Genomic DNA, 12,980 nt, shown 5'->3' with positions numbered 1-12,980 from the left:
GTTCCAAATGGAGCCAGGCAGCGTCTGGCCTGAGCCGCGATAGATTCTGATATTGCCGTCATGGGGGAGTTATGAGCACGGGAAGCCCAATTAAAACCTTAAGCCGCATTGCGGTATGTACATTTGTTGGTGCCTGGCTCGCGGGATGTTCCAATAATGCCTCGACAACTGCTCCAATAAGCAGCGTAAACAACGGTGGAGGCATGCTGCGCAGCAATTCTGGAGGTCAGATTACTCCTAATTATGGCGCGCAGGCGGCTCCAAATTCTGTTGATAATGCCCCGATGATTAACGCCCAGGGACACATCGTTTATAACCGAAGTTATAACAGTATTCCTAAAGGCAGCTATAACGGTAAAACGTATACCGTCAAGCGCGGCGACACACTCTTTTATATTGCCTGGATAACCGGCAATGACTTCCGTGATCTTGCGGCGCGCAACAATATCCCGCAACCTTACGGCCTTGAAGTTGGACAAAAGATTCAAATCAATAATGTTTCTTCCGAGGCGAGCTCTGGCAGCGGAACGTTGGTGGCAACCGATGCGACTCACGGAGGGGTTCCACAAGCGCCATCCGGTGGCATGATGCAAGGGACAGTGGTTGCATCTCAACCAACTACCACGTATTCTGAAACTTCAAGTAAACAGAATGTAGGTCATATGTTGCCTACAGCAGGCGTTGTCGCTACGACAACAGCCCCTGTTACCGCACCGACTACCCCCGTTGAAAGCACCACAGACAATGGCGGTCCAGTTTCCTCTTGGAGATGGCCGACTAACGGGAAAATTATCGATAACTTCTCTGCCTCCGAAGGTGGAAACAAAGGTATCGATATAGCCGGTTCGCGAGGTCAACCTGTATTGGCAACCGCCAGTGGGCGCGTAGTTTATGCAGGCAATGCGCTTCGTGGTTACGGTAATCTAATCATCATCAAACACAATGATGATTACTTGAGCGCCTATGCACACAATGATTCAATGCTGGTCCGGGAACAACAAGAAGTGCAGGCGGGACAAAAAATAGCGACGATGGGTAGCACCGGAACCAGCTCAGTAAGATTACATTTTGAAATTCGTTACAAGGGGAAATCCGTAAACCCGCTGCGTTATCTTCCGCAGCGATAAGCCGGGCAGAGTCTCCGATTCTGTCCTTGGGACCACGGGTAGGAGCAGCTTATGAGTCAGAATACGCTGAAAGTTAACGAGTTACACGATGATGTAGATTTCGACGAGAACAGCGCTGAAGCCTTTGCCGAAGAGAAAGCAACCGTCGAGGAGTCTGTTGAGATTGACGCTTCTGAAGCAGAAGAAGAGTTACTTTCGCAGGCTGTAAGCCAAAGAGTGCTGGATGCAACTCAACTGTACCTTGGTGAAATTGGTTACTCTCCTCTGCTAACCGCAGAAGAGGAAGTCTATTTTGCACGACGTGCGCTGCGAGGTGATGTTCCATCCCGTCGCCGCATGATCGAAAGTAACCTGCGTTTAGTGGTTAAAATTGCGCGCCGCTACAGTAATCGCGGCCTGGCACTGCTGGATCTCATTGAAGAGGGTAACCTCGGCCTGATCCGTGCAGTAGAGAAATTTGACCCTGAACGCGGTTTTAGATTCTCAACTTACGCAACCTGGTGGATCCGCCAGACGATTGAACGGGCGATCATGAATCAAACCCGTACTATTCGTTTGCCGATTCACATCGTTAAAGAATTGAACGTTTACCTGCGTACTGCGCGTGAATTGGCACACAAGCTTGATCATGAGCCAAGTGCTGAAGAAATTGCAGAGCAGCTCGACAAACCGGTCCATGACGTCAGCCGTATGCTGCGCCTGAATGAGCGTATTACTTCTGTAGATACCCCGTTGGGTGGTGACTCTGAAAAAGCGCTGTTAGATATTCTGGCGGATGAGAAAGAGAACGGTCCGGAAGATACAACGCAAGACGATGATATGAAACACAGCATCGTTAAGTGGTTGTACGAGCTGAATGCCAAGCAGCGTGAAGTCCTGGCGCGTCGTTTCGGCCTGTTGGGCTATGAAGCGGCAACCCTTGAGGATGTCGGTCGAGAAATCGGTCTTACGCGTGAACGTGTTCGTCAGATTCAAGTTGAAGGATTGCGTCGCCTGCGTGAAATTTTGCAGGGTCAAGGTCTGAGCATCGAAGCACTGTTTCGTGAATAATTAGTTTTACGGGCAAGTAGCTTCTTGCATGGCTAGTTTCGTGAATGATTTGTACTAAACAGAACCAGTTTTACGACGATCCAATTGAGTCGATGGTTTAACGAAACACAGCTAAGCAGCATAAAAAAGGTGGGCAATCTGATTGCCCACCTTTTTTCATTTCAAGTTATCCGTCATAGCATGGTTTTGAGACGGTAGATCCATTCCAGCGCTTGCCTTGGCGACAGAGAATCAGCGTCTAGTGCCTCCAACGCCTCAACCGCCGGAGAAACTTCCTCGCTCAGCAAAGGCAATTGTGGGCCATCCACTTTGCTGGACGCCGCGTTGTTCGACAATGTTTCCAGCTCTTTAAGTTTCTGCTTCGCGCGTTTGATTACCTCACGCGGAACCCCCGCCAGTGCCGCTACTGCCAAGCCATAACTCTTGCTGGCCGCTCCTTCCTGCACGCTGTGCATAAAGGCGATAGTATCGCCATGCTCGACGGCATCCAGATGAATATTTACCGTGCCTTCCATTTTTTCCGGCAGCGTGGTTAGCTCGAAATAGTGGGTAGCGAAAAGGGTCATTGCTTTAATACGGCTTGCCAGATTTTCCGCGCAGGCCCAGGCCAGTGACAGTCCGTCATAGGTCGACGTGCCGCGTCCAATTTCATCCATCAGCACCAGGCTATTTTCAGTGGCGTTGTGCAGGATATTGGCCGTTTCAGTCATTTCCACCATAAACGTTGAACGACCCGATGCCAGATCATCCGCTGCACCTACGCGGGTGAAAATGCGATCGATAGGGCCTAATGTCGCCTGCTCGGCGGGCACGAAGCTGCCGATGTGCGCCATTAAGGCTATCAACGCTGCCTGACGCATATAAGTACTTTTACCGCCCATGTTTGGGCCAGTAATAATCAGCATTCGGCGCTGTGGTGACATCTGCAACGGGTTGGAAATAAAGGGTTCGCTAAGCACCTGCTCGACCACTGGATGGCGACCGCCCACAATATTAATCCCCGGCTTATCGCTCAGCGTGGGGCAGCAATAATTCAGGGTGTAGGCGCGCTCGGCCAGATTGTTCAGCACGTCGATTTCCGCAAGAGCAGCCGCGCTTTGTTGCAGCGCAGGAAGATGCGGCATCAGCAGGTCGAACAACTCTTCATACAGAGCTTTTTCCAGAGACAGGGCTTTGCCTTTTGAAGTCAGGACCTTGTCTTCATACTCTTTCAGCTCGGGAATGATGTAACGCTCGGCGTTTTTCAGCGTCTGGCGGCGCACGTAATGAATAGGGGCCAGATGACTCTGCCCACGGCTGATTTGGATGTAATAGCCGTGAACGCCGTTAAATCCGACCTTCAAAGTATCCAGACCGAGCTTCTCACGTTCGCGGATTTCCAGACGATCCAGATAATCCGTTGCGCCATCGGCGAGGGCGCGCCACTCATCAAGCTCGGTGTTATAACCTGGAGCAATCACGCCACCATCGCGAACCAGCACCGGCGGTGCCTCAATAATTGCGTGTTCAAGCAGGGCGATCAGTTCGTCAAACTCGCCGGCCTGTTCTACCAGCGTCTGGATATACGGCACGTCGATAGACTTTAGAATCAGGCGAATTTCAGGGAGTTGTTGCAGCGCATGCCGCATGCGGGCGAGATCGCGCGGGCGAGCACTGCGCAGAGCCAGACGAGCCAGAATTCGTTCCAGATCGCCAACCTGACGCAGAACCGGTTGCAAATCGGCGGTCAAATCTTGCAACCCTCCCACAGCCTGCTGGCGATTGTTCAGTACTTTGAAATCACGGGTAGGCATGTGGATCCAGCGCTTGAGCATGCGGCTGCCCATAGGCGTCACGCTTTGATCGAGGATCGCCGCCAGGGTATTTTCAACTCCGCCGGACAGATTCTGAGTCAGCTCAAGATTACGGCGCGTTGCGGCGTCCATAATAATGCCGTCCTGCTGGCGCTCCATGGTTACGCCACGAATGTGCGGCAGCGAAGTGCGCTGAGTATCTTTAACGTATTGCAGCAGACAGCCTGCGGCACGTAATGCCTGGGTGGCCTGCTCGACGCCGAACCCGCTAAGGTCGCGGGTGCCAAACTGCAGGTTCAACTGCTGGCGGGCAGTTTCTAGCTCAAATTCCCACATCGGCCTGCGACGCAGACCACGGCGGTTATCGATAAGAGACATCGATTCAAAGCTTTCCGGATACAGAAGTTCAGCCGGATTAGTGCGTTGGATCTCGGCGGCCATGGTTTCAAGGTCAGCCGGCTGGGCGACGCGAAAACGCCCCGAGCTGATATCCAGCGTAGCGTAGCCAAAACCTCGCCCGTCTTGCCAGATGGCAGCGAGAAGGTTGTCCTGGCGTTCGCTGAGCAGGGCTTCGTCACTGACAGTACCGGGAGTCACGATGCGAACTACTTTGCGCTCGACCGGACCTTTGCTCAATGCTGGATCGCCGACTTGTTCGCAGATAGCCACTGATTCACCGAGGTTAACCAGCTTGGCCAGGTAGCCTTCAACCGCATGATAAGGCACACCTGCCATCGGGATAGGTTCACCGGCGGAGGCGCCGCGCTTGGTCAGCGAGATTTCCAGCAGTTGGGAGGCTTTTTTGGCGTCATCATAGAACAACTCATAAAAGTCGCCCATGCGATAGAACATCAAAATTTCAGGATTCTGTGCCTTAAGACGCAGATACTGCTGCATCATGGGGGTGTGGGCATCTAAATTATCGCTATTACTCATGCGCTTAGTTTCTTAGTTGTTTAATTTTAACGTTTTTGTGATTTGAACTGTGACCAACAGACCTGCGGCAAGTTCGTAAAATCATCCCTGAGGCAACATCACAAAAATCAATTTATTGCGTGAATTCATAGAGCTAACATCTGGTAAGGCTCTTAAATTTTTGTGCTGCTATAGTAGCCCAAGCACGGCAAAACTGACACCCGTAAACTGGAATGCGCCTCGAAGATTTGCAAATATCAAAATCGATCGATGCGTTTTAATTCCGATTTAAACACCGCTTACTGAGCGTTGGCGATCCCGCAATTCATGCACCAAATCGATCAACGCTTTCAATCCTGGCGGAATATGGCGGCGGCCGGAATAGTAGAGACGCAGCCCGTCAAACGATGGGCACCAGTCTTCGAGCACGCTGAGTAGATTGCCATTTACCAAGTCTTTTTCTATGAACCAGCTTGAAATAAAGGCCAGCCCGATACCGTTGCGCGCTGCCTGTCGTATCGCGCGTAACTCATTGAGGACGACGCGGGTGGGCATGTTGATCGTAAACTTTTGCTGGTGGCGCTCCAACTCCCAGTGATAAATCCCGCCGTGTGACATGCGCATGCCAATGCCCAGATGATTCGCCAAATCGTCCGGTGACTGCGGCTTGCCGCGAGCCGCGAAATATTCCGGGCTACCGACAATCAGCATCCTCATCGGAGGGGTTAAGGGAACGGCAATCATATCCTGCGGCACAGACTCGGCAAGGCGGATACCGGCGTCAAACCCTTCGGCGATGATATCGACCATTCGCGGCTCGGTCGCAATATCCAGACGCATATTCGGGTAACGTTGCAAATATTCACGCAGCAACGGCTCAAACAAAATCATGGCTGATTCAGGAGGGGCGTTGATGCGCAATGTGCCGGTTGGCGTTTCAGGTAAAGTGCTGATCTCTTCTGACGCGCGTTGGATTTCGGCCAGCGCCGGGGCGATACGCTCGACGTAGCGCCGCCCGGCTTCGGTCAGCGAAACGCTGCGGGTGGAGCGATTAAATAGCCTGATATTTAGCCGTGACTCAAGACCGGCTATGGCATTGCTGACCGCCGTGGCAGACATACCCAGCTCGCGGGCTGCCGCACGAAAGCTGCTGCGCTGCGCAACCGCCAGAGTGACTTCCAGTTCTGTTAGCCCGGTACGATGCATAAAAGATTATCCTGATTTTCGGTATTCCCCGTACAGCATAACCCCGCTTATCAGAGCAACAAAGCCTTCTTATACTCCTTGTCATCAAGCAGACGCCAGCTCGGCGTCGTACAGGAGAACATCATGCAGCACATCGATAAAATCTATATCAACGGCGAATTTGTCACGCCGCACGGCACCGAGTTGTTTGAGCTGTTTAATCCGGCGACCGAGGAGGTGATCGGCACGGTCAGAATGGCCGATGTTGAAGATACCCAGCGCGCGATTGCCGCTGCAAAAGCCGCGTTTCCGGCCTGGTCCTGCACCACTAAGCAACAGCGAGTTGAGTTTCTGACACGTATGCATGCTGCCGTGGTCGAGTGCGAAAACGAACTGTTAGAAGCGATTATCGAAGAATATGGCGCGCCTGTCGCCCGTTCTAGCTGGATGGCGACTTACCCGGCAGACGTGATTTTGCAGGCTATTGAAGCGCTGGAGTCTTTCGAATTTGAAGAGCAGGCGGGAGCGGCGCAGGTAATTTATTCTCCGGTTGGAGTGGCAGGATTGATTACGCCGTGGAACAGCGACGCCGGTTTTATCTGTAACAAGCTGGCGACGGCGCTGGCTGCTGGATGTACTGCGGTCATTAAACCTAGCGAAATGAGCGCGATGCAGACTCAAATCATCACCCAGGCACTGCACAAGGCAGGGCTGCCAGCAGGTGTCTTCAATATTGTCACTGGCCGTGGTGATGTAGTCGGTGCTGAAATCAGTCGCCACCCAGATATCGCCAAAATATCGTTTACCGGTTCGACGGCGGTAGGTAAGGGGATTGTCGAGAGCAGCGCGGCGACACTTAAGAGAGTGACGCTTGAACTGGGCGGCAAATCTCCGACCATTATTCTTGACGATGCAGACGCCGCTACGGTCGTGCCGATGGCGCTGATGGCCGGTTTTGGCAATAGTGGTCAAGCCTGTATTGCCGGAACCCGTATTCTGGTGCCGCAAAGCCGTTTAAGTGAATTTGAACAGGCTTTTGCTTTCGCTGTGACTTACATTAAGTCTGGCGATCCTCGCGATAAAAGCACTGATATTGGGCCGATGGTCAGCCGCAAACAGTGGGAAAGGGTGCAGGGTTATATTCGCCTGGGCATTGAAGAGGGAGCTAAAGTGCTGATTGGCGGCGAAGGGCGTCCGCAGGGATTTGACAAAGGCTGGCTGGTAAAACCTACGATATTTACCAGTGCAAACAATCAGATGCGTATTGCCCGTGAAGAAATTTTTGGACCGGTGCTGGTGATCATTCCTTATCTGGATGAGGACGATGCTATTGCCATCGCCAATGATACTTCCTATGGTTTGAACGCCATCGTTCTGAGCGGAGATTTGCAACGCGGAATCAGCGTGGCGCGGCAAATCGAGACTGGTCGCGTGTTGGTAAATACTTTTGCGCATGAGCCAAAAGCGCCATTTGGCGGCGTTAAGCAGTCTGGCCTGGGCCGCGAAATGGGTAAATGGGGGCTTTCTGCTTATCTGGAGCCAAAAACGCTGTTGGTCGGTTAAATCCTATCGCTGATTACCCCGTACAAGGCCGCCGGGGTATGCACAAACCTCATAAAAAGCTAAAATCCTTTCAAATAAAGACAGACAAATATTGTGGTCTTTTATTTTCGGAGTTTACATTTTTTTTATAATTATTATTAAGAGGTTAGCGTGCAATCATTACCCGCTTGTCCAAAGTGCAGTTCTGAATTTACCTGGCAGGAAGGCGAGCAGTTAAACTGCCCGGAATGCGGACATGAGTGGTCTGCCAATGCTAATGCAGGGGCAGAAGATGAATCATTGATAGTTAAAGATGCCAACGGAAACCTGCTTGCCGACGGCGATTCGGTGACGGTTATTAAAGATCTCAAAGTTAAAGGCAGCTCAACACCTTTGAAGATGGGTACCAAAGTAAAAAGCATCCGCCTGGTTGAAGGTGATCACAATATTGACTGCAAAATTGATGGTTTTGGACCGATGAAGCTGAAATCTGAATTCGTTAAGAAAAACTAGTCCTCTCGAGTCAATCTCTGTCGGCAATGAGTTATCACGGCCCTGGGTTGATAGTTTTGGGCCGTAAAATGACAGGTTCTTTGTCAACGGAGTATTCCTGCTGCAATTTGATTAAAATCCTTTAAACATTCCTTTTGTTCGAATCAAACAATGCATTAACATGATCATCTACCTTTATTGTATCGCCAAACGGATGTCTGATGCGTTATCTGGCCACCCTTCTTCCTATGGTTGTTCTGCTCTCAGCCTGTAGCAGCACGCCAAAACATAATACTGCGCAGGGCACGGCCCCGAGTGGCGGATTTTTAAATCCTCCTTCGCAGAACGGCTTCTTTACCAACGGTGCCAATGGCGATTTTGCCGATAATCCAGCCGCGAACGCCTTCATTGACAAAATGGTGCGCGAGCACGGATTCGACCGCCAGCAGTTGCAAAACACTTTCGGGCAGACGAAACGTCTGGACTGGGTATTGCGCTTGATGGACCGTCAGGCTCCGACCACGCTACCGCCTTCAGGGCCTTATGGCGCGTGGATCCGTTATCGCGGCAAGTTTATTACGCCAGATAACGTGCAGAATGGCGTCGCCTTCTGGGATCAGTATCAGGACGCGCTGCAGCGTGCCTATCAGCAATACGGCGTGCCGCCGGAGATTATTGTCGGGATTATCGGTGTTGAAACTCGTTGGGGCAGGGTGATGGGCAAGACGCGTATCATCGATGCGCTCGCGACGCTGGCGTTTGACTACCCGCGCCGCGCCGATTATTTTGCTGGTGAGCTGGAAACCTTCCTGTTGATGTCGCGGTCTGAAAATGACGATCCGCTGTTGCTGCGCGGCTCATTTGCCGGTGCGATGGGCTATGGGCAGTTTATGCCGTCAGCGTTCAAACAGTTCGCGGTAGATTTCGACGGTGACGGGCACATTAACCTGTGGGACCCCATCGATGCTATCGGTAGCGTCGCCAATTACTTTAAAGCGAATGGCTGGGTCAGTGGCGAGCCGGTTGCGGTGCAGGCCAGCGGACAGGCGCCCGGGCTGGAAAACGGTTATCAAACCAAGTATTCCGTCTCCACGCTGTCTTCAGTGGGCCTGATGCCACTCGGATCGCTTGGCGGTTATCAGCAGGCTAGCCTGTTGCGTCTGGATATGGGCACGAGCTATCAGTATTGGTATGGTTTGCCAAACTTCTACGCCATTACGCGCTACAACCACAGCACGCAGTATGCAATGGCAGTGTGGCAGCTGGGTCTGGCAGTCAAGCAGGCACGCGGCGGATTATAATGAAGATGGCGGCTACACTGGGCCGCCATTTTTTTAGCTATTCCTCGATTCAGGCCAGCGCTTGCAGTACCGCTGCCGAATCCGCCACTGCCCCGAAAACTCCGCCCTGCATTTTTACCATCGCTAACGCCGCCAGATGATTGGCCGGATCTGTAGCCGCGCAGCAATCCGCAACCAGCAAACATTCAAATCCGCGATCGTTGGCTTCGCGCAGGGTGGTGTGAACGCACACGTCGGTCGTGATGCCCGTCAGCAAAAGGTTGGTGATCCCCTTTGTGTGCAACACCAGCTCCAAATCGGTGGCATAAAACGAGCCTTTGCCCGGTTTGTCAATAATGATTTCTCCTGCTAACGGTTGAAGCTCGGGGATGATTTCCCAGCCCGGCTCGCCGCGTACCAAAATTTTGCCACACGGGCCATCGTCGCCAATCCCCGCGCCAATCTGCCGTGAGCGCCAGCGCTTGTTGGCGGGCAAATCTGCCAAGTCTGGTCGGTGGCCTTCGCGGGTATGAATGATGGTATAACCGGCGCTGCGCATCACGCCCAGCAAATCGCCAATCGGTGCTATCGGGGCGCGGGTCAGGGCAATGTCATAGCCCATGGTGTCGACATAACCGCCGACGCCGCAAAAATCGGTCTGCATATCAATAATCACCAGCGCAGTGTTGGTCGGACTGAGCTGGCCATTGTAAGGCCAGGCATAAGGCGCGGATTCTATGTAGCGTTTGTTCATTGGCTGTGCCCCTTATGCAGTAACCAGTTTTTTGGCAGTCATTGACTGAATGACCGAGTAAGCCACGCCGCCAGCGATCATGCCGATCAGAGCCTCGCCGAAGTCGGGGAACCACAGGTGAGCAATCGATGCGCAAACTGTGCCGATGGCCCAGGATAAAAACGCACTGCCGCGATAATGGCTTTCAGCGCGCGCGCTGTTGATATGGCCGAGGAATAACAGGTCAACAATCATCACCGCGCCGATAGGGGGCACGGCTACGCCCAGCAGGCTCAGCCAGTTGAGGAAATAGCTCCAAACGCCAATCACTGCCAGCACGCCGCCAATTACGCCGAGAATAATGGTCCACAGGCGCATTTTACTGTTCAGCAAATGGCTATAACCCACCGCGCCGTTGTACAGGCAATGGGTGCAGACTGATCCAAGATTGATAAACACGAACAGCAGGGCCAGCAGGTTCAATAGCACATTATGACCGACCAGCAGGTGCAGGAAATCGCCGCCGTTTTGAGCCGGGTTAATTCCCGCACCTGCGGAAACAATTACCACCCCAGACAGCAACGAGACGACGTTAGCGACCGGAAAAGCCGAGAAAGTGGCGGCTACGGCTGATTTACCGGTTTGTGACCAGCGGGTGAAATCGGCGGTCATGGTGCCCGAATCGGCAAAACCGGCAATCACCATCGTCATGGCAATGCCCATCGTGATACCGCCTGCGGTACCTTTATATTGCATCACCTGGCTTAAATCAGTGTGTTGTGAAACAAAATACAGCGCTGCCAGGCCCAGGATCACAAACATGGGTGCTGCAATCATGCCGATAATCGACAGGGCGCGCACGCCGAGGAAAGTGACACCAGTGTAAAGCACGGTGGCGAGCACGATCACCCACGAGGTGTTCCAGCCAAAAGTGCTGTTGACGATGGTGCCGGTGAGGCCAGTCTGGAAAGCGTACCAGCCGATTACCACAGTTGAAAGAAATGCCGAGGTAATGATGTAACCCCGGCTGCCAAAAGTTTTACGTGCCTGCATCGCGAAGTTAAGTCCGGTTTTACCCGCCAGATAACTTAGTGCGCCAACATAGGCAAACAGCACCAGATTGCCGAGCAAAATGGCAATAATTGCCCGCCAGAACCCAAGATTGTAGGCCATGATGCCGCCAAAAACGGCATTGGTCAGAATCATGGGGAAACCAAACCACACCGCTGAAACTGAACGGGTCGAATGGCGATGAGAAAGTGGCACTGCTTCATTTTCGAATTCTTGTTCCAGCCCGATGGCCGTATCCTGCCGAGTGATGTTTTTGCTCATGGTGTTGTTCCTGAAAAATGTGGCAACAAGGGAAAACGGGACCTTCAGCGGCTGAGGATCGGCGGCAACCGATCATTCCAGCCACAGACTTTTTCAAACGCTGCACTGGCGCGTAACACCAGCGCATCATCAAGATGTCGGCCAATAATTTGCAATCCCACCGGCAACCCTTGCGCGGTAAATCCGGCGGGGATCGAGGCGGCAGGCTGGCCGGTCAAATTTATCGGGAAGACAAAAGCGAGCCATTCACTTGGCGTGACCTTGCGGCCATCAATCATCTCGGGGCTTTCTATATTGACCGGGAAGGGCGGCGTCGCGAGAGTCGGTGTCAGCAGCAGGTCGTAGCGCTGCATAAAGCGCCACATTTTGTTGACCACCGCCTTGCGTTGCATGTTGGCATTGGTAAACATTTCGGCGGTCCAGTCGGTGTTAAGCATCGCGACCAGATGGGGAGACATACGACTGCCAAAGGTTTCCAGCAGTTTGCGCATGCCGGTGAGATCGGTTTCTTGAGCCACAAGCGCGGCAAAAGTGTCTTTAGGATCTTCAAAGCCGGGATGCGCTTCCTCTACGATGCAACCGAGATCACGCTCGAAGACTTTTACTGCCTTACCGACGATCTCGCGGACCTGCGGATCCACCGCTGCGTAACCCCAGTCAGCGCTGTAGGCAATGCGCAGACCTTTAAGACTGCCTTTAAGCGCACCGTTCCAGTCAATATCGCTGGTGGGAATAGAATGACGATCGCGCGAGTCAGGCCCGGCGATTACGGAAAGCATCAGCGCGGCATCGGCGACGCTGCGGGTCATTGGGCCGATGTGTTCCAGCGATTCCCAGCTGGAGATGCCGGGATAGCGCTCGTCGCGGCAGCCGGGATACAGCGGTACGCGGCCCATCGAGGCTTTCATGCCAAATATGCCACTGTGCGCGGCGGGAATGCGTACCGAACCGCCGCCGTCGCTGCCTAAAGCCAGCGGGCAAATTCTTGCTGCGAGTGCCGCCGCGGAACCGGCGCTAGACCCGCCGGTAGTCAGGTCGGTATTCCACGGATTACGGGTTGTTGGGAACACCGGATTGTGCCCGGTGCCGCTGTAGCCAAATTCTGGGGCGTTGGTTTTGCCGAGAATAATGGCCCCCGCAGCCTTAAGCCGTTCTACGGTAATGTCGTCTTCGTCGGGAATAAAATTTTCATAAATCCACGAACCAGAGACTGTTTTGATCCCTTTAGTACTGATCAAATCTTTAATCGCCACGGGAATTCCTGCCAGCGGGCCGACTTCTTCACCACGCATGATTCGTTGCTCGATGACTTTGGCCTGCGCCAGCGCACTCTCTGTGGTTGGGGTACAAAAGGCATGCAGCTCGGGTTCAAGCTGTTCCATCCGCGCAATTGAAGCTGACACCAGCTCCACCGGAGAAAGGCGCCTATCGCGAATATTGGCCGCAAGTGTCACGGCATCAAGCTGAAGAATATCCTGCATCGTCAAATCCACTCCCGTTACAATTCATGGTGATAACTTGCACATTGCTA

General features: G+C 52.9%; 10 protein-coding genes. 5 read left to right on the top strand and 5 right to left on the bottom strand.

Annotation, left to right across the window (positions count from 1 at the left end):
* Positions 1-71: 71 nt before the first annotated feature.
* Both nlpD and rpoS read left to right on the top strand, forming a co-directional pair.
* Positions 72-1,127 (top strand): murein hydrolase activator NlpD, encoded by a 1,056-nt coding sequence (gene nlpD, locus AB3G37_RS20585; RefSeq protein WP_009639017.1) that lies wholly within the window; start codon positions 72-74, stop codon positions 1,125-1,127.
* 51 nt (positions 1,128-1,178) lie between these two features.
* A complete protein-coding gene (gene rpoS / locus AB3G37_RS20580) occupies positions 1,179-2,177 on the top strand; it encodes an RNA polymerase sigma factor RpoS (RefSeq protein WP_369788944.1) in 999 nt (332 codons plus the stop codon).
* 173 nt (positions 2,178-2,350) lie between these two features.
* On the opposite strand, the gene mutS is transcribed toward rpoS, so the two are convergent.
* Both mutS and AB3G37_RS20570 read right to left on the bottom strand, forming a co-directional pair.
* Entirely contained in the window at positions 2,351-4,906 is a 2,556-nt protein-coding gene (gene mutS / locus AB3G37_RS20575; RefSeq protein WP_369788943.1) for a DNA mismatch repair protein MutS, read from the bottom strand.
* A gap of 267 nt (positions 4,907-5,173) precedes the next feature.
* Positions 5,174-6,091: a LysR family transcriptional regulator gene (locus AB3G37_RS20570; RefSeq protein ID WP_369788942.1), complete on the bottom strand. Its 918-nt coding sequence runs from the start codon at positions 6,089-6,091 to the stop codon at positions 5,174-5,176.
* A 123-nt stretch (positions 6,092-6,214) separates the two neighbouring features.
* Here AB3G37_RS20570 and AB3G37_RS20565 point away from each other — a divergent pair, with 123 nt between their 5' ends.
* The 3 genes from AB3G37_RS20565 to mltB all read left to right on the top strand — a co-directional run bounded on the left by AB3G37_RS20565 (position 6,215) and on the right by mltB (position 9,405).
* Positions 6,215-7,633 carry an aldehyde dehydrogenase family protein gene (locus AB3G37_RS20565; RefSeq protein ID WP_369788941.1) on the top strand — a complete coding sequence of 473 codons (1,419 nt, stop codon included), beginning with the start codon at positions 6,215-6,217 and terminating at the stop codon, positions 7,631-7,633.
* A 150-nt stretch (positions 7,634-7,783) separates the two neighbouring features.
* Positions 7,784-8,125 (top strand): zinc ribbon domain-containing protein YjdM, encoded by a 342-nt coding sequence (locus tag AB3G37_RS20560; protein ID WP_369788940.1) that lies wholly within the window; start codon positions 7,784-7,786, stop codon positions 8,123-8,125.
* A gap of 200 nt (positions 8,126-8,325) precedes the next feature.
* Positions 8,326-9,405 carry a lytic murein transglycosylase B gene (gene mltB, locus AB3G37_RS20555; protein WP_369788939.1) on the top strand — a complete coding sequence of 360 codons (1,080 nt, stop codon included), beginning with the start codon at positions 8,326-8,328 and terminating at the stop codon, positions 9,403-9,405.
* 49 nt (positions 9,406-9,454) lie between these two features.
* Here the strand turns inward: mltB and AB3G37_RS20550 are convergent, their stop codons facing one another.
* Genes AB3G37_RS20550 through AB3G37_RS20540 form a run of 3 tightly spaced genes read right to left on the bottom strand, consistent with a single transcriptional unit; the run spans position 9,455 to position 12,930 of the window.
* Entirely contained in the window at positions 9,455-10,138 is a 684-nt protein-coding gene (locus AB3G37_RS20550) for a cysteine hydrolase family protein (RefSeq protein WP_009639024.1), read from the bottom strand.
* A gap of 12 nt (positions 10,139-10,150) precedes the next feature.
* Complete coding sequence (locus AB3G37_RS20545; protein WP_369788938.1) at positions 10,151-11,449, bottom strand: cytosine permease; 1,299 nt, start codon at positions 11,447-11,449, stop codon at positions 10,151-10,153.
* A gap of 44 nt (positions 11,450-11,493) precedes the next feature.
* Positions 11,494-12,930 carry an amidase gene (locus tag AB3G37_RS20540; protein ID WP_369788937.1) on the bottom strand — a complete coding sequence of 479 codons (1,437 nt, stop codon included), beginning with the start codon at positions 12,928-12,930 and terminating at the stop codon, positions 11,494-11,496.
* Positions 12,931-12,980: the final 50 nt, after the last annotated feature.

Origin of the sequence: Rouxiella sp. WC2420 (assembly GCF_041200025.1) — a bacterium.
Taxonomy (GTDB): Bacteria; Pseudomonadota; Gammaproteobacteria; order Enterobacterales; family Enterobacteriaceae; genus Rouxiella.
The sequence above is the reverse complement of the archived record's forward strand: the minus strand, read 5'-3'. Positions and strand labels throughout refer to the sequence as shown.

What these genes read in the sequence shown, in the direction of transcription:
- nlpD (WP_009639017.1), top strand. Translation starts at nt 72, where the DNA reads ATGAGCACGGGAAGCCCAATTAAAACCTTAAGCCGCATTGCGGTATGT.
- rpoS (WP_369788944.1), top strand. Translation starts at nt 1,179, where the DNA reads ATGAGTCAGAATACGCTGAAAGTTAACGAGTTACACGATGATGTAGAT.
- mutS (WP_369788943.1), bottom strand. Translation starts at nt 4,906, where the DNA reads ATGAGTAATAGCGATAATTTAGATGCCCACACCCCCATGATGCAGCAG.
- AB3G37_RS20570 (WP_369788942.1), bottom strand. Translation starts at nt 6,091, where the DNA reads ATGCATCGTACCGGGCTAACAGAACTGGAAGTCACTCTGGCGGTTGCG.
- AB3G37_RS20565 (WP_369788941.1), top strand. Translation starts at nt 6,215, where the DNA reads ATGCAGCACATCGATAAAATCTATATCAACGGCGAATTTGTCACGCCG.
- mltB (WP_369788939.1), top strand. Translation starts at nt 8,326, where the DNA reads ATGCGTTATCTGGCCACCCTTCTTCCTATGGTTGTTCTGCTCTCAGCC.
- AB3G37_RS20550 (WP_009639024.1), bottom strand. Translation starts at nt 10,138, where the DNA reads ATGAACAAACGCTACATAGAATCCGCGCCTTATGCCTGGCCTTACAAT.
- AB3G37_RS20545 (WP_369788938.1), bottom strand. Translation starts at nt 11,449, where the DNA reads ATGAGCAAAAACATCACTCGGCAGGATACGGCCATCGGGCTGGAACAA.
- AB3G37_RS20540 (WP_369788937.1), bottom strand. Translation starts at nt 12,930, where the DNA reads ATGCAGGATATTCTTCAGCTTGATGCCGTGACACTTGCGGCCAATATT.